The sequence below is a fragment of the Methylophilus sp. 5 genome, assembly GCF_000515275.1.
Lineage (GTDB): Bacteria > Pseudomonadota > Gammaproteobacteria > Burkholderiales > Methylophilaceae > Methylophilus.
In genome coordinates this window covers 1,759,256-1,775,724 of sequence record NZ_KI911560.1, presented here as the reverse complement: position 1 = coordinate 1,775,724, position 16,469 = coordinate 1,759,256, and the positions used below count along the sequence as shown (strand labels likewise).

General features: G+C 49.9%; 19 protein-coding genes. 11 read left to right on the top strand and 8 right to left on the bottom strand.

All coding sequences use genetic code 11. From position 1 onward, the window contains the following. Positions 1–29: 29 nt before the first annotated feature. The 4 genes from ppa to gap (METH5_RS0108510) all read right to left on the bottom strand — a co-directional run bounded on the left by ppa (position 30) and on the right by gap (METH5_RS0108510) (position 3,005). A complete protein-coding gene (gene ppa, locus METH5_RS0108525) occupies positions 30–578 on the bottom strand; it encodes an inorganic diphosphatase (protein WP_029148106.1) in 549 nt (182 codons plus the stop codon). Between the two features lie 72 nt (positions 579–650). Then, positions 651–947, bottom strand: coding sequence for a YkvA family protein (locus METH5_RS0108520; RefSeq protein WP_029148105.1), 297 nt, complete (start codon positions 945–947; stop codon positions 651–653). Between the two features lie 6 nt (positions 948–953). Then, the gene (locus tag METH5_RS0108515; protein WP_029148104.1) at positions 954–1,853 is read right to left on the bottom strand and encodes a phosphoribosylaminoimidazolesuccinocarboxamide synthase; all 900 of its coding nucleotides are present in this window, start codon (positions 1,851–1,853) and stop codon (positions 954–956) included. 90 nt (positions 1,854–1,943) lie between these two features. Continuing rightward, positions 1,944–3,005, bottom strand: a complete 1,062-nt coding sequence (gene gap / locus METH5_RS0108510; protein WP_029148103.1) for a type I glyceraldehyde-3-phosphate dehydrogenase — start codon at positions 3,003–3,005, stop codon at positions 1,944–1,946. Positions 3,006–3,150: 145 nt separating this feature from the next. On the opposite strand from gap (METH5_RS0108510), the gene METH5_RS0108505 reads away from it, so the two are divergent. Further along, positions 3,151–4,140 (top strand): GGDEF domain-containing protein, encoded by a 990-nt coding sequence (locus tag METH5_RS0108505; RefSeq protein WP_029148102.1) that lies wholly within the window; start codon positions 3,151–3,153, stop codon positions 4,138–4,140. A gap of 25 nt (positions 4,141–4,165) precedes the next feature. On the opposite strand, the gene METH5_RS0108500 is transcribed toward METH5_RS0108505, so the two are convergent. Together METH5_RS0108500 and gap (METH5_RS0108495) are read right to left on the bottom strand one after the other, a co-directional pair. Then, positions 4,166–5,359 carry a phosphoglycerate kinase gene (locus METH5_RS0108500; RefSeq protein ID WP_029148101.1) on the bottom strand — a complete coding sequence of 398 codons (1,194 nt, stop codon included), beginning with the start codon at positions 5,357–5,359 and terminating at the stop codon, positions 4,166–4,168. 98 nt (positions 5,360–5,457) lie between these two features. Next, complete coding sequence (gene gap, locus METH5_RS0108495; RefSeq protein WP_029148100.1) at positions 5,458–6,459, bottom strand: type I glyceraldehyde-3-phosphate dehydrogenase; 1,002 nt, start codon at positions 6,457–6,459, stop codon at positions 5,458–5,460. Between the two features lie 164 nt (positions 6,460–6,623). Between gap (METH5_RS0108495) and msrA the strand changes: the two genes are divergently transcribed. Then, on the top strand, positions 6,624–7,139 hold the full coding sequence (gene msrA / locus METH5_RS0108490; protein ID WP_029148099.1) for a peptide-methionine (S)-S-oxide reductase MsrA: 516 nt from the start codon (positions 6,624–6,626) through the stop codon (positions 7,137–7,139). 1 nt (position 7,140) lies between these two features. On the opposite strand, the gene METH5_RS0108485 is transcribed toward msrA, so the two are convergent. Next, positions 7,141–7,689 carry an RNA pyrophosphohydrolase gene (locus METH5_RS0108485; RefSeq protein WP_029148098.1) on the bottom strand — a complete coding sequence of 183 codons (549 nt, stop codon included), beginning with the start codon at positions 7,687–7,689 and terminating at the stop codon, positions 7,141–7,143. A 151-nt stretch (positions 7,690–7,840) separates the two neighbouring features. Further along, entirely contained in the window at positions 7,841–8,563 is a 723-nt protein-coding gene (locus METH5_RS0108480; RefSeq protein WP_029148097.1) for a hypothetical protein, read from the bottom strand. A gap of 183 nt (positions 8,564–8,746) precedes the next feature. Here METH5_RS0108480 and METH5_RS0108475 point away from each other — a divergent pair, with 183 nt between their 5' ends. From METH5_RS0108475 to folE2, 9 genes are all read left to right on the top strand, one after another. After that, positions 8,747–9,772, top strand: a complete 1,026-nt coding sequence (locus METH5_RS0108475) for a YncE family protein (protein ID WP_232410989.1) — start codon at positions 8,747–8,749, stop codon at positions 9,770–9,772. A gap of 157 nt (positions 9,773–9,929) precedes the next feature. After that, positions 9,930–10,475, top strand: coding sequence for an SRPBCC family protein (locus METH5_RS0108470; protein WP_029148095.1), 546 nt, complete (start codon positions 9,930–9,932; stop codon positions 10,473–10,475). A 400-nt stretch (positions 10,476–10,875) separates the two neighbouring features. Continuing rightward, positions 10,876–11,283 carry a prepilin-type N-terminal cleavage/methylation domain-containing protein gene (locus METH5_RS15980; protein WP_304412427.1) on the top strand — a complete coding sequence of 136 codons (408 nt, stop codon included), beginning with the start codon at positions 10,876–10,878 and terminating at the stop codon, positions 11,281–11,283. A gap of 97 nt (positions 11,284–11,380) precedes the next feature. Then, complete coding sequence (locus tag METH5_RS15975) at positions 11,381–11,734, top strand: prepilin-type N-terminal cleavage/methylation domain-containing protein (protein WP_029148093.1); 354 nt, start codon at positions 11,381–11,383, stop codon at positions 11,732–11,734. 76 nt (positions 11,735–11,810) lie between these two features. Then, positions 11,811–12,461 (top strand): alpha/beta hydrolase, encoded by a 651-nt coding sequence (locus METH5_RS0108455; RefSeq protein WP_029148092.1) that lies wholly within the window; start codon positions 11,811–11,813, stop codon positions 12,459–12,461. Between the two features lie 81 nt (positions 12,462–12,542). Then, a complete protein-coding gene (gene xseB / locus METH5_RS0108450) occupies positions 12,543–12,788 on the top strand; it encodes an exodeoxyribonuclease VII small subunit (protein ID WP_029148091.1) in 246 nt (81 codons plus the stop codon). 27 nt (positions 12,789–12,815) lie between these two features. Beyond that, entirely contained in the window at positions 12,816–13,706 is an 891-nt protein-coding gene (locus METH5_RS0108445; RefSeq protein ID WP_029148090.1) for a polyprenyl synthetase family protein, read from the top strand. 2 nt (positions 13,707–13,708) lie between these two features. Beyond that, entirely contained in the window at positions 13,709–15,553 is a 1,845-nt protein-coding gene (gene dxs / locus METH5_RS0108440; RefSeq protein ID WP_029148089.1) for a 1-deoxy-D-xylulose-5-phosphate synthase, read from the top strand. Between the two features lie 49 nt (positions 15,554–15,602). Continuing rightward, the gene (gene folE2, locus METH5_RS0108435) at positions 15,603–16,409 is read left to right on the top strand and encodes a GTP cyclohydrolase FolE2 (RefSeq protein WP_029148088.1); all 807 of its coding nucleotides are present in this window, start codon (positions 15,603–15,605) and stop codon (positions 16,407–16,409) included. Positions 16,410–16,469 lie beyond the last annotated feature (60 nt).

Sequence of the window (16,469 nt, the reverse complement as noted above, 5' to 3'; positions counted from 1 at the left end):
GCCGACTTTTTTGTCACACGTCATGCAAATTAAAACGCGGGTTTCACTTCTAATGCATTGTAGCGCTCAACGCCATCCATGATTTCTGCATGAGCAGACTCAATGCCTTCCCAGCCTTCGATTTTCACCCATTTACCTTTGTCCAGGTCTTTATAGTGCTCAAAGAAGTGCGCAATCATGTCTAAACGCCAAGGAGACACATCGCTCAATGTTTTTTGATAAGCATACAAACCACAGACTTTTTCGATAGGCACCGCCAACACTTTGGCATCACCACCCGCTTCGTCTGTCATTTTCAGCATGCCCAATGCGCGGCAGCGTACTACGACCCCTGGCAATAAAGGCACAGGCGTAATCACCAGCACATCAACCGGGTCTCCGTCGTCACCCAACGTGTGTGGAATATAACCGTAGTTACATGGATATTGCATGGACGTACCCATGAAGCGATCCACAAACAGCGCGCCACTTTCTTTGTCGACTTCATATTTAACCGGGTCGCCGTTGGCCGGAATTTCGATAATGACGTTAAAGTCGTGCGGCAAATCTTTGCCGCTAGGCACCAAATTCAAAGACATCTTCTTAAACCCATTTCAACAAAAAAGCGCCATTATAGGCGAATAATATGAACATTTGACTGACAAACAGCACTATTTTTGATCCGGCACAACGGTCTCAGCATCGCGACAAGCCTGCCGCACCGCCACTGGCGTCAGCTTCAGCGCCAGGTACAGCAACAGTGGAATAATCACTAATTCATCCAGTTGGCCAATCACCGGAATAAAGTCAGGAATCAGATCAAACGGCAACACCAGATAAGCCAATGCCAGCCATAACAACGCTTTGGCCAGCCATGGTGTTTGCGGGTGCGCATGCAAGGCACGGTAAAACGCCACCTCCTGCTTAAAGCGGCTGGCCAATGTTGCCAGTTGCGCACGCAAACTCATAAGTAATTAATCTACCAGCAAGGTACGCCCGGTCAATTTGGCAAACGCTTCCATATACTTATCAGAAGTCCGTTGTGCAACGTCAGCTGGCAACTCAGGGCCAGGCGCCACTTTATTCCAGCCACAGCTTTCTAGCCAATCGCGCACATATTGCTTGTCATAACTCGGTGGATTACTGCCAATCTGATACTGGTCTGCCGGCCAGAAGCGTGAAGAATCAGGGGTTAATGCCTCGTCCATCACATGCAACACACCTTGTGCATCCACGCCAAACTCAAACTTGGTATCAGCAATAATAATGCCCTTGGTACGCGCATATTCTGCGGCGCGGGTATACAAGGCAATCGCCGCTTTTTCCACTTGCGCCGTCAGGTCTTTGCCAATGAGCGCCTCAACCTGGGCCACGCTGATATTTTCATCATGCTCGCCGACCGCCGCCTTGCTAGAAGGCGTAAATAAAGGCTTGGGTAATTGTTGTGCCAGTTGCAAGCCGCCCGGCAATGGAATCTCACACACCGTGCCGCTGGCTTTGTATTCTTTCCAGCCGCTACCCACTAAATAACCACGCACAATAGCCTCTAGCGGCAACGCTTTGAGCTTTTTCACTACCACGGCACGCCCTTTTACCTGCGCAACTTCGTCAGGTGCGACCACAGACTCAGGCGCAATACCGGTTAAATGATTAGGCACCACATCTTGCAGTTGCTCAAACCAGAAGTTGGCCATTTGCGTCAGCATCGCGCCTTTGTGCTCAATGCCGGTCGGCAAAATCACATCAAAAGCACTTAAGCGATCAGTACTCACCAGCAACATGGTGTGGGCGTCGATATCGTAAATATCACGCACCTTGCCCTGGTGCAGTTTTTTCAGGCTTTTGATGGAGGTTTCGAGCAAAGGCGCACGCATAATGTCTATCACACAAGTAAAAACAGCATTATAAATGCGCGACGCCCTTGCAGGCGAGTAAATTGTCTATCGCCGCACAACACGTGTCTATCAAGCAGCTTCGGCCACCTCGTCCATTGCTTCCGGCAGATCGGTCATCGACAATTTGGCATAGCTCACGTAACGGGTTAAGCGCAGCAAGTTACAGGTATAGCCATACTCGTTGTCATACCAGCCAATCAACTTAACAAAAGTCGGGTCCAGCATAATGCCCGCCCCGGCATCAAACACGCTGGCGGCCGGAAAGCCGCGAAAATCACTAGAGACCACCGCCTCTTCGGTATAGCCCAGCACGCCTTTTAAATCACGCTCTGACGCGTATTTCATCACGGCGCAAATCTCTTCGTAACTGGTTTTTTGCTGTAATTCAACGGTTAAATCGACCACTGACACGTCAGCCGAGGGGATGCGCATAGCCATGCCTGTGAGTTTTTTATTGAGCGCCGGAATCACCTTGCCCACCGCTTTGGCAGCCCCGGTGCTGGAAGGAATAATGTTTTCAAACACACCGCGCCCACCGCGCCAATCTTTATTAGACGTACCGTCTACCGTTTTTTGCGTGGCTGTCGCCGCATGAATGGTGGTCATTAGGCCACGCTTGACGCCAAAATGGTCATGCAGCACTTTCACGATGGGCGCCAGACCATTGGTGGTGCATGACGCCGCCGAGACAATATCTTCGCCGTGGTAATGATAGTGATTGACGCCATAAACATACATGGGCGTATCGTCTTTGCCAGGCGCAGATTGCACCACAATACGCGCGCCGCCAGCAATATGTGCCGCGCAAGTCTCCTGGGTCAAAAAAACGCCGGTGCATTCGATCACCACATCAACGGCTTCTTCTTTCCAGTCGATGTCTGCCGGTTTGCTATGCGCAGTGAGGCGGATTTTTTTGCCGTTCACCACCAAAAAATCGCCCTCTAACTGTGCATCATATGCCAGCCTGCCGTGCACCGAGTCATACTTGAGCATATACAACATGTGGTCGGGCGCTTCGATGCCGTTAATGGCGACGACCTCCATATCTTTAAACTCTGCCTGATTTAATGCGGCGCGCAGCACCATACGACCGATGCGGCCAAAGCCGTTAATACCCACCCGAATGCCCATTTTTGACTCCTTTGTCACTGGATAGGTAAAAACAAGCAATTTTGATGCTAATCTTCAACAATTAGCATTAGACAGGCGCTAAAGCCTTCAATAGAATAGAGTGAACCCTATTTAATGCTGCATGCAACTGACCATCGGAAATTTTGTGAATATCGCAGAACAGTTACTGAGTGGTATATTGGACACATTGCCACTGCAAATTGCAGTGATTGATGAGACCAGCAGCATTATTTACGTCAATCAGGCCTGGCGGTCATTTGGCCTGCTGTATGGCCTGGAGCTTAATACCGACTGGTTTGGCATCGCCTATCTGGATATCTGCCGCGCCAACGAAGACACCAACCAGCCGCTGTTGCTAGATGGCATTGAGCGCGTGCTCAGTGGCTCATTGGAAAACTTTAGCACTGACTATTTGTGTCACACGCCGACACAAGAACCCACCTGGCTGACCCTCAACCTGCAACCGATGCAAACCACACTGGCCGATGGTAAGTTATTTTTACTGTCGCTCACCAATATCACGCACCACAAGCAAACTGAAGACCGCATCTCGGCCCTCACGCTGACCGACCCTTTAACCGGGCTTGCCAATCGCCGTCGTCTTGAGCAATTTATGCGTGATGAATGGTCGCGCGCTATCCGTCATCAATCGAGCCTGAGTGTGATGATGGTTGATGCTGACCATTTTAAACAGTTAAACGACAGCATGGGGCATGGTGCGGGAGATGATTGCCTGCGCCAATTGGCAGGCATTTTGAAAAGATACAGCAACCGCCCGGGCGATCTGGCGGCGCGCTATGGTGGTGAAGAGTTCGTCCTGGTGCTGAGCCAAACCACACAGCAGGAAGCGGCGAAAATTGCCGAGCGCATCCGCCAAAAGGTGATGGCGCTCGATATACGCTTTGCTGGCCATCGCCTGATGACAGTCAGCATCGGTGTTGCCTCACTGGGCATTCAGCAATCGCAGTCACACAAAGAGCAGCATGCGCGTAACCAGTGGCTCAACTTTAGTGAAGACGGCAACTTGCTGATTGAACAAGCCGACAAAGCCTTGTATGTGGCAAAAAAACAAGGCCGCAACCGGGTAGAAGTCTACGATAAACATCATAGACTGACGGTGCCGCTATCCGTGTAGCGACCACCATCAGCCTGCGTGCGCCTTAAGCTGCGCGCTCTTCCAGAATAGCCACTGCTGGCAAAGTTTTGCCTTCTAAAAACTCTAAAAACGCCCCACCCGCAGTTGAAATATAAGACACTTTGTCGTAAATGTCATATTTCTGGATCGCGGCAATCGTGTCGCCGCCCCCTGCCAGCGTAAAGGCCTTGGTCTCGGCGATGGCTTTGGCAATGGTTTTGGTGCCATCACCAAACTGGTCAAACTCAAACACGCCTACCGGACCATTCCACACCACCGTGCCCGCTTTCATGATGATATCGACCAGCTCAGCCGTAGAGTGGGCGCCAATATCAAAAATCATCTCGTCTGCCGCGACGTCAGTGGCTGCTTTTTTAACCGCGGGCTCATTGGCATCAAACTGTTTGCCAACCACCACATCTTTGGCAATCGGCACACATGCACCACGTGCCTCCATTTTAGCCATCAGGCATTTGGCGGTGTCTACCAGGTCAGCTTCACATAAAGACTTACCGACCTCTTGGCCAGAGGCTTTTAAAAAGGTATTGGCAATGCCGCCGCCCACCACCAACTGGTCTACCTTGTCAGACAGGCTTTCGAGCACTGTCAACTTGGTTGAGACCTTAGAACCGCCAACAATCGCCACCAGCGGACGCGCAGGCGCCAGCAAGGCTTTGCTCAGCGCGTCGAGCTCATTGGTCAACAACAGCCCGGCGCAGGCCACCGGTGCAAATTTGGCAATGCCATGCGTAGAGGCTTCTGCACGGTGCGCAGTACCAAACGCATCCATCACAAACACATCGCACAATGCGGCATATTTTTTGGCTAACTCATCGTTGTTTTTCTTTTCGCCAACATTAAAGCGACAGTTTTCCAGCAAAATCAGCTGGCCATCTTGCATGGTTAAACTGTCTTCGGGTGCGTTTGGCGCCAGCCAGTTTTTGACCAGGCGCACCGGCTGACCCAACAACTTGCTCATCACATCGGCCACTGGTTTTAATGAGTTTTCTTCGCTGTAAACACCCTCTTCAGGACGCCCTAAATGCGACGTCACCATCACTTTGGCGCCCGCCTTTAATGCATATTCAATGGTGGGCATACTGGCCACAATTCTGGCATCACTGGTCACCACGCCATCTTTTACCGGCACGTTGAGGTCGGCACGAATAAACACACGCTTGCCACGCAAGTCGAGGTCGATCATTTTGATGAACTTCATGAAGCTCTCCCTTGAGCGGTCACCGCCGCTTGAATATAAACTGGTCAGGATAAGAATATCACTGAAAAAACAAACGGGGCATATAGCCCCGTGCATCATTAAGCAATGTGTTGAACCAGGCGCAGCAGGTTACAGGTATAGCCGTATTCGTTGTCGTACCAGCCGACCACTTTGACAAAGGTCGGGTCTAGCATAATGCCTGCATCCGCATCAAATACGCTGGCAGCGGCACTGCTACGAAAATCGCTGGAAACCACTTTTTCATTGGTAAACTCCAGCACACCTTTTAACGCACCATCAGCAGCTTGCTGCATGGCGGCACAAATCGCTTCATACGTCGTTTCGGTGTTGAGCTCTACCGTCAGGTCAACCACTGATACATCGGCTGATGGCACGCGCATGGCCATGCCGGTCAGCTTTTTGTTAAGCGATGGAATCACTTTACCAACGGCCTTGGCAGCACCGGTGCTGGAAGGAATAATGTTTTCAAACACACTACGGCCACCGCGCCAGTCTTTTTTAGAGGTACCATCTACCGTCAATTGTGAGGCTGTCGCGGCATGAATGGTGGTCATCAAGCCACGTTTGATACCGAAACTATCATGCAATACCTTGGCCAATGGCGCTAAACCATTAGTGGTGCAAGAGGCGGCAGAAATAATCGCTTCACCTGCATACTCGGTGTGGTTTACGCCAAACACAAACATTGGCGTGTCGTCTTTGCCTGGGGCGGATTGCACCACTTTTTTCGCGCCGCCACTAATATGCGGCTGGCAGTTGTCTTGTGTCAAAAAAGCGCCGGTAGATTCAATCACGATATCTGCCCCACCAATACGCCAGTCAATCTTGCTCGGGTCACGCTCCGCTGTTAAGTGAATAGGTTTGCCATTCACCACCAGCGCGCCATTGTCAGCCTCGACCTTGGCATTAAACCGGCCATGTACAGAGTCATACTTGAGCAAATACATCATGTATTCAACATCATACGAACTATTAATGGCCACGACTTCGATATTGCTAAACTCTGCTTGCTCAATCGCCGCACGCAACGCCATACGGCCAATTCGTCCAAACCCGTTAATGCCTACCTTGACTGACATATGTTCCCCAACATTGCTTAGAACTAAAACTCAGCATTTTAACCTAAACCACCTATACTGGACAGATTGTAAGTGTTTGATTTGATACACGACAAAGCAATAAAAGTCATTCAAACACGGCTGCATGCCTGCATGCAGCATCCAACCTGATAGAAAGAGAACCTATGCAAGACACCATTATTCTCGCTGGCGGCTGCTTTTGGGGCATGCAAGACCTGTTTCGACGCCTGCCTGGCGTGAGCAACACCCGCGTGGGCTATACCGGTGGCGAGATTGCCAATGCGACCTATCGTAATCATGGTAACCACGCCGAGGCGATCGCCGTTGAATTTGATGCGACACAGATTAGCCTGCGACAATTACTGGTGTTCTTTTTTCAGATTCATGACCCCACCACTTTAAATCGCCAGGGTAATGATTTGGGGCCGTCTTACCGCTCTGCCATTTATTATGCAAACGAGGCACAAAAAGCAGTAGCCGCACAACTGATTGCCGACATGAATGCAACAGCCATCTGGCCGGGCAAGGTGGTAACAGAAATCACCCCTGCCAGTGATTTTTGGCTGGCTGAGCCTGAGCATCAGGATTACTTAGTGAAATACCCCAACGGCTACACTTGCCATGGCTTGCGGCCAGACTGGATTTTGCCACAAGACCGCGCAGCGGCCGTGTGGTTATAGATTACTCCGGGGTGACGGTAGGCGGCAGTTTGCTTGCCTGGGCAGGTTTACGTGGCTTGCCACCAGTGCGGCGGCCAGCATGATGCAAAAATGCCGCCAGCTCATTGAGGGCTAGTTGATACACCTCTCGTTTAAACTCAATCACATCTTCGAGTGGCACCCAATACTCGCTCCAGCGCCAGGCATCAAACTCAGGATGCTCGGTCGCGCGCAGCGATACGTCAGAGTCACGCCCGGTCAATCGCAACAAGAACCAGATTTGCTTTTGCCCTTTGTAACTGCCGCGCCATTCACGCTTGATCCAGCTGGTAGGCACTTCATAACGCAACCAGTCGCGGGTGCGGCCCAAAATTTTGACGTGCTCAGGCTTGAGACCCACCTCTTCCATCAGCTCACGATACATGGCTTGCTCAGGCGTTTCACCATATTTGATGCCGCCTTGCGGAAACTGCCACGCATGCTCTCTGATACGCTTGCCCCAAAACACCTGGTTGTGTGTATTGCAAAGCACAATCCCAACGTTCGGACGGTATCCATCACGATCTAACATAAAAAACTGCCTTCAATATTTCCTGCAATTTTTTCACACTTTGCCCTTTAATGAAAGGACAACCAGCATACGCCTGCCATAAAACAATGCCTGCTTTGTTCAAAAAAAAAGCTCACATCGCGTGAGCTTTTTTAGTTTAATCCTGAAAAGATTAGGATTTCATGCGACGTGCAGCCAAACCGCCCATCAACAACAAGCCAGCAAACATCATGGCAGAGGTGTCAGCTTCTGGTACTGGAATCACAGTCATGTTCACAAAAGTGTAGTCAGACTGGTTATCACAGTTTTTGCAATGCGAGTTAGGGTAGCCCTTGGCTGCCGTGAACACGATGCTGTCTACTGAGCGGAAACCAAACGGGTTATTTAACTGCCAAGCGCCTGTACCACCATCTACTGCACCACTGCCAATTGATACAACTGAGCCTTCACCAGTCCATGCAGCAGAATGTACGCCAGTCGCTGTCAGATAGTAAACACCTGTACCGCCATCAGCAAAACTCACCAGCATTTTTGCCACTTCTTTAACATCGTTGTACTCTGGGCCGTCAAACAGCAATGCCAGGTTGATTGAAGACACGATCACTTCTTTAGAAAAAGTGCCGGTCAATGTTTCACCAATATCAATTTCGCCATCAGTTCTGCCACCAGCGATACCCACGCCAGTAATGCCAGCCTGGCTTTTTTGCTTGAATGCGCTGCTACCAGCAAACGTAGCAGTGGTACCATCAGCAAAGGTGGTGATATAGCTGGATTGACCGTTGACAAAGTTGCTGCCAACCACGGTGCCTGTGGTCAACGCTGACGCAGTTTGCGCCGTTGCCAGCATAGCAAACGACAGCAGCAATTTAAGACCAGTATCAAATATTTTTTTCATTGTGACTTTCTTGGTTTCAATTAAAGTTAATCGGGTTAAATTTTCATGGCCATTTTAAGTCAATCGGCCGGTTGTATAAAATAGTCCGTTAGGGTCAGAGGCGAATATCTTGTTTCTTTTCATACATTTACAAATAAATATCCAGATTCCCACAATAAATTTATGGTTATATAATTAACAGGCATGTCAACCCATCACTCTCACAACCGTTTTACACCTATGCGCCTGTTTTTCTTGCCCACCATTTATTCAGCTAAACAATTCCAAGCCATGCTTTTGGGGCTGATATTAGTCGCTCACAGCCTGCAGCCCCATGCCGGCAACCTGGCTTATATTACCAACCAGGGCAGCGACACAGTCTCAGTGCTAGAAATAGATAAAAAGCTAGTCAGCCACACCATTGCGGTGGGCAAAGCCCCGGTGGGGGTCGCCATTGCGGCCAAACAGCAGCGCGTCTACATCAGCAATGCCAATAGCCAAACCGTTTCTGTCATCAACAGCAACACCCAGCAAAAGCTGCAAGACATCGCCGTGCACGTGCAAGCGGTGGGTATCGCATTGAGTCGCGACGAAAATACCTTATATGTGGCCGATTGGGGCGGTGAGCAGGTGGTTGCCATCGACACCGCGCATCCTGAAAAGCAAAAAACATTCAAAGCAGGCAAAACACCGTCTGGCCTACTGGTGAGCGCAGACAACAAAAAACTGTTTATTGCCAACCGCGACAGCAACGACATCACCGTGGTGGATACCAAAACGCTTAAAACCATTGCGCAGATCCCGGTCGGGCTACACCCGTTTGCGCTCACCTTAAGCCCCGATGGCCACACACTGTTTGTCGTCAACGTTGTCAGCAACACCTTAACCTTGCTCAATGTTGAAACTTACCAGTCGAAGACGGTCAAAACCGGGCAACATCCTTATGGCGTCGCCATCAGCCCCGACAGCCGTTGGGCCTATGTCAGCAACAACCATGCAGAAACTGTTTCGGTGATCGACTTAAGCAACGGCAACACGGTAAAAACCATCGCCGTCGGTGAGTTTCCAGAAGGCATTGAATACGACGTCGCCAGCCAGCAAGTCGTGGTTGCCAACTGGGGTTCAGACACCGTGTCGCTGATTGACGCACATACCAACACGGTCACTGGCACCATTGCCAGCCCCAAACTGTGCCGGTCGTTTGGGCAATTTATACTCCAAGCCAAATAAAATATGTTTTTTTCACGGGATGACCAATGAATTAGTCGCAAAGAAGCTTTTTTTTAGGTAAAGTCACGGGTTGTTTTTAAAACTCAAAGACCGCCTACTTGTATCAAGCATCGCTTACTTTTAGTTTTAAAAATCTGTAAATATCAGGAGAAATGTAATGAAAAAAATTCTAGGCATTATTGCTGTTTCTTTATTGCCGTTGATCCCGCTCACCGCTGGCGCGCACGGCGCAGCTGCGTTGCGTTTTGAAAAAACCGTGACCATCAAAGCAGCCCCGGCAAAAGTGTGGGCATTGTTAAAAGACTTTGGCAATGTGCAAGCGTGGCACGCCGGGGTTGAATCAACCACTATTGAGCAGAAAAAAGACGAAAACGGTGATGACGCAACGTACCGTACCGTTAAACTCAAAAACGGCGGCGTGATGTACGAAAAACTGCGCTCAGCTGACGACGCAGGCATGCGTTTAAAGTATGAATACGTGATTGAAAAAAGCACCCTGCAAGTGTCTAACTTTTACCCAAGCATCACTGTGACCGGCAGCGGCAACGAAGCAGTGGTCACCGTTAAAGGCAGCTACACCCGTGCTGACTCTTCAAACATCCCAAAACCTGAGCAAAATGACGATGCTGCTACAAAAGCAGTCAACGACTACTTTGACGCAGGCTTGGAAAGCCTGAAAAAGGTCGCCGAATCGGGAAAGTAATTAGCCAGGGTTCTGGAAAGCGCACGCAAGGCAACAGTAAACCCTGGTGGAAGTTCTGGTAAGTCTTACGTTGTAAACAACAGTTTTTGCAAATGCAGTTTTGGCCAAAAGCTAAACACTGTCACCAAATAAAGGGATTGTGTACCACACAATCCCTTTTTTGCATTCTGCACCACCACTCTCGCCTGACCAAAAACATCACCTGCATTGCCAAAGTTTGACGATGGCTGTCACTTTACGTCATCTCTTATTTTGTCACCCTAGCCAAATCAGGCCAAATTCAAATCGAAGAAATAAAGCATAAAACCCCTTTAATTCATATTTTTCAACAAGTTAAGCGCACAAAAAACAAGCTGGCACACCTGTTGCTTTAGGGTTAGCGAACACTGTTGGAAAAGCAGTGAATGAAACAGTAGATTTCACTTTAAACTTGACTCAAAAGGAAAACATGATGAAAAAACACGTACAACAAGGTTTTACCCTGATTGAATTGATGATCGTTGTGGCCATTATCGGTATTTTGGCTTCTGTGGCGATTCCAGCATATACAGACTACGTGGAATCCGCACACGATGGTGCATGTATGGAAGAAGCCACAGCTTGGTCTAAACGTGCTTATGCCCAATTAGTTTTAGGCAATACAGTGCCTGATTACACAATTACTGCCACTAGCAATTGCTCAGCTGCGCCAGTCAAACCAACCGACGCCAGTAGCGCTGCTGCATTAGTCTTTACGCCTAGAAGCGGGACTGGTGCTACAGTTTCCTGCCTAATGTCTAACGCAGGTGCTTGCACAGTTGTTAAATAATTGAACTCTGCTGGTTGCGGTTTAGCAACCTGCCAAATCGCTAAAGACCCCTTGCGCCTAGCAGGGGGTCTTTCATTTAGAACCGATAGGATTAAGAATGCTTAATCAGAAGGCACTTATTCATCAGCAAGGCTTTACATTAATTGAGTTGATGATTGTGATCGCCATTATTGGCATTCTTGCTGCTATCGCTATTCCAAACTATCAAGAATACACTCATGAAGCAGCGGACAACGCGTGCCTCGCCGAAGCCCAACACTACGCACAATCTGTTTCTATTGCCATTTCTACCCATCATCCTGATTTGCCTACACACATCGCATCTGCCTGCCAACAAATAACAATCCCCAGCCAAATCGCCACCAGTTTGCAAGCTACTCCAACAAAAACAGGCACTGGAAAAGCAATCACTTGCGACCTAACCAACAACGGTCTTTGTACCAAGACCTGACTTTAAATTTAACCTCAACTCGAATAACCATTCTTTTTTTGCTAAACTTCAGCGGTCATAAAACTAGGCATATAAAGTGTTAGAAAGCATCATTAAACATCCACAAGCGAAAGACGCATGCATCATCTGGATGCACGGCCTTGGCGCCGACGGTCACGACTTTGAGCCTGTCGTGCAGATGCTCAACTTGCCGCATATTAAATTCATTTTGCCACATGCGCCTTATCGGCCTGTCACTTTAAACAACGGTTACGAGATGCGTGCCTGGTATGACATTATTGGCCTGCAGCCAGATAGCCCACAAGACGAGGCCGGCATCAATAGCATGCAACTGACAATTAACGCCATGATTGAAACAGAAATTGCGCGCGGCGTTCCTTCGCAACGTATTTTGCTAGCAGGGTTTTCACAAGGTGGCGCGATGGCGTTGCATACGGCTACGCGGTTCAATCAACCGTTAGCGGGCGTGTTGGCGTTATCCACTTACTTACCCTTGAAGCAGCAATTACAGCAGGCGCAACACCCGGCCAATAAACAATGTCCGATTTGGATGGCGCACGGGCGGCACGACAGTGTGATTACGCTGGCAACAGCACAATCGTCGAGGCAAACACTAGAGGCGGCAGGTTATCCGCTGGAGTGGCATGAATATGAGATGCCACACAGTGTTTGCGAGGAAGAAATCAACGACATTCGCCAATTTTTGCTACGCGTGCTCCCTGCTTGAGCTTAGCGCCGCACTTGAGAATAATCCCGCAAGACTGGGGAGTTTTGTTAAAATAGCTGGCGTTTTAACAGGCCTATTTTCATGAGTGCTTCTAAAAAGTCACCCTCTGCGGTGAATGACCAACAAACCTTTGCTGAACGACTGGCCGCGCTGGAGTCTATTGTTAAAAACATGGAGTCTGGTGAGCTACCGCTGGAGGCTGCATTAACGGCTTACACCGAAGGCATGCAATTACTGCAAGCTTGCCAGGCGTCACTGCAACAAGCCGAACAATCCGTGATGATTTTAAACCAGCAGCAACAGCTGACGCCATTTGAGGCGAACTAACGCGTTGATGATGGTTGGTTTTTATTCATGACTCCCCCTGTTTTTGTGTTTGATCATTGGGCCACGTTGCATCAGCAACGTGTTGAACAGGTATTGTCACGCGCATTGCCTGGTGACGATACACTCCCCGAGCGCTTGCACGAGGCCATGCGCTATGCAGTGCTGGGTGGCGGTAAACGTGTACGCGCGTTATTGAGCTATGCAGCAGCAGAGTTGGCTGGCGCCACGCCCTTGGCGGCAGATGCAGCAGCCGCAGCGGTAGAGCTGATCCACGCATTCTCGCTGGTGCATGATGATATGCCGTGTATGGACGATGACGACCTGCGCCGCGGCAAACCCAGTTGCCACAAACACTATGATGACGCGACTGCTTTGCTGGTTGGCGATGCTTTGCAAAGCCTGGCATTTGAAAGCATTGCCAACACAAACGCGGCACAAGCCTTAAAACAGGTGCAAGTGCTGGCAAAAGCAACCGGCTCACGCGGCATGTGTGGTGGCCAGAGCATAGACTTGCAAAGCACCGGCAAGCGTTTATCGCGTGACGCACTCGAAACCATGCATCAATATAAAACAGGCGCACTGATTGAAGCGGCGGCGTTACTGGGTGCCTATACGGCGGACCAGACGGATAAGCAACTCATAACAACCCTGACACAATACAGCCAGCATATGGGGCTGGCATTTCAAGTGGTCGATGATATCTTGGATGCCACCGCAGATACACAAACACTGGGCAAAACCGCAGGCAAAGATGCCTTGCAAGAAAAATCGACTTACGTCAGCTTGCTGGGCTTAGAAGAAGCAAAAGCCTTGGTAAACACCTTGTATGCGCAAACATTACAGCTATTAGCTGGCTTTGGCCCGCAGGCAGATCCGCTGCGCGGCATTGCCAAATTTATTTGTGAGCGCCCATTTTAATCATGACTTCGCTGCTGTCCCGTATTCAATCCCCTACCGATCTGCGCACGCTTGAGCGGTCACAACTAAAAGTACTGGCCGCAGAATTACGCGCTTTTCTGATTCAGAGCGTGTCACAAACAGGCGGGCATCTGGCCTCTAACCTGGGCGTGGTTGAGCTCACTATCGCACTGCATTACATCTACAACACGCCAGACGACCGCCTGGTATGGGATGTTGGCCACCAAACCTACCCGCACAAAATTCTGACTGGCCGCCGCGAAGCGATGGCTCACTTACGCAAAGCAGGCGGCATTGCCGGGTTCCCCAAGCGTGACGAGAGTGAGTACGACACTTTTGGCACTGGCCACTCAAGCACCTCGATTTCTGCGGCATTAGGCATGGCCGTTGCGGCCAAAGCGCAAGGCTCCAACCGCCGTAGCGTCGCGATTATTGGCGATGGCGCCATGACCGCAGGCATGGCGTTTGAAGCCTTGAACAATGCCGGGGACATGGACACCAACATCCTGGTGATTCTTAATGACAACGACATGAGCATCTCCAACAACGTTGGGGCGCTCAATAACTACCTGGCGCGCCTAATGTCGGGCAAGCTGTATGACAGCGTGCGCCGCAGCGGTAAAAAAGTGCTGGACATCATGCCGCCAGTCAAAGAATTTGCACGCCGCGCCGAAGAGCACGCCAAAGGCATGGTCACGCCGGGCACCCTGTTTGAAGAATTTGGCTTTAATTATATTGGCCCGATTGACGGCCATGACATCGACACACTGATGGATACGCTAGGCAATATCCGCCAGTTGCAAGGCCCACAGTTTTTGCATGTGGTGACACAAAAAGGCAAAGGCTACAGCCCGGCTGAAGATAACCCGAACAAATACCATGGCGTGAGCAAGTTTGACCCGCAAAACGGCCATAGCCTGAGCAGTAATGAGCGCCCCACTTACACGCAGATTTTTGGTGACTGGCTGGTCGATATGGCCGCCGCCGATGACAAACTGGTTGGCATCACGCCCGCCATGTGTGACGGCTCCGGCCTCAACCGTTTTGCTGAGGCTTATCCGCAACGCTATTTTGACGTGGGCATTGCCGAGCAGCATGCACTGACATTTGCCGCAGGCATGGCTTGCGACGGCCTAAAACCAGTAGTCGCGATTTACTCCACCTTTTTGCAGCGCGCCTATGACCAATTGATTCATGACATTGCATTGCAAGAGTTAGATGTTTTACTGGCAATAGACCGTGCTGGCCTGGTGGGCGCCGATGGCCCGACGCACGCAGGCAGCTTTGATTTAAGCTTTATGCGTTGCATCCCCAATATTGTCATCATGGCGCCTAGCGATGAAAACGAGTGCCGCCAAATGCTGACTACTGGCTATCATTACCCTGGCACGGCTGCTGTACGTTACCCGCGTGGTAGCGGCATAGGCGCAAGCATTTCTCAGGCACTGGAGTCACTGCCCATTGGTAAGGCACAGTTGCTGCGCCAAGGTAAAAAAGTGGCGATTTTGGCCTTTGGCAGCATGCTGCAAGCGGCGCTGCAAGCCGCAGAAACGCTCAATGCCAGCGTAGTGAATATGCGGTTTATCAAGCCGCTCGACGAAGCAATGGTACTAGAGATGGCGCGCACGCACGATTACCTACTCACCGTGGAAGAAAACGCATTAATGGGTGGCGCGGGTGCGGCGGTAATGGAATGCTTGCAAGCACATGGCCTGGCTAAACCTATCCGCTGCCTGGGTTTGCCTGACCAATTTATTGAGCACGGTAACCACGAAACTATGCTGACAGAATGTGGTCTAGACAAGAACGGTATTATGTATGCTATTGAGAAATTAATTTCCGAGTAGTAAACTCAACTATTAATTAACAGGCGGGAAAGCCCGCGATGGAACCCTGATGAATCAACCCGTGATCCCCACAACGATAGAAGATGTGCAGAATACGCCCGATGTGCGTAGGCTGGACATCAACAAAGTCGGTATCAAATCTATACGTCATCCAGTCATTGTCAAAGACAAAACCGGTGGTGAGCAACATACTGTTGCCATGTTTGATATGTATGTGCATTTGCCGCACAACTTCAAAGGCACGCACATGTCTCGTTTTGTCGAGATTTTAAACATGAACGAGCACGCGATTTCTATCGACTCATTCGAAACGATTCTGCGTCAGATGGTAGAGCGATTGGAAGCAGAGTCCGGCTATGTAGAAATGCGCTTCCCTTACTTTATCAATAAGGCAGCGCCGGTTTCTGGCGTCAAAAGCCTGCTCGACTACGAAGTGACTTTTATTGGCGAAATCAAAAATGGTCACTTTGAAATCACCGTGCAGGTAATGGTGCCGGTAACGAGCTTGTGCCCTTGCAGCAAAAAGATTTCGAACTACGGCGCGCATAACCAGCGCTCACATGTGACCGTGACTGCACTGCTAAATGAGTTTATGTGGCTGGAAGACCTGATTACCCTGATTGAAGATCAGGCCTCTTGCCAGCTGTATGGCTTGCTCAAACGCCCGGACGAGAAATTTGTCACTGAGCGCGCGTATGACAATCCAAAATTTGTCGAAGACATGGTGCGTGATGTGGCAGCACAGCTCAATGATGAAAAACGCATTGTGAAATATGTGGTTGAATCAGAAAACTTTGAGAGTATTCACAACCATAGTGCATACGCCTTGATCGAAAGAGACAAACGCGTTCAGTAACCTGTTTTGACAAAGTTTCAGTGCAGGCTAACTTTGCTTGGCAAAGTTAAACGTAGTGGC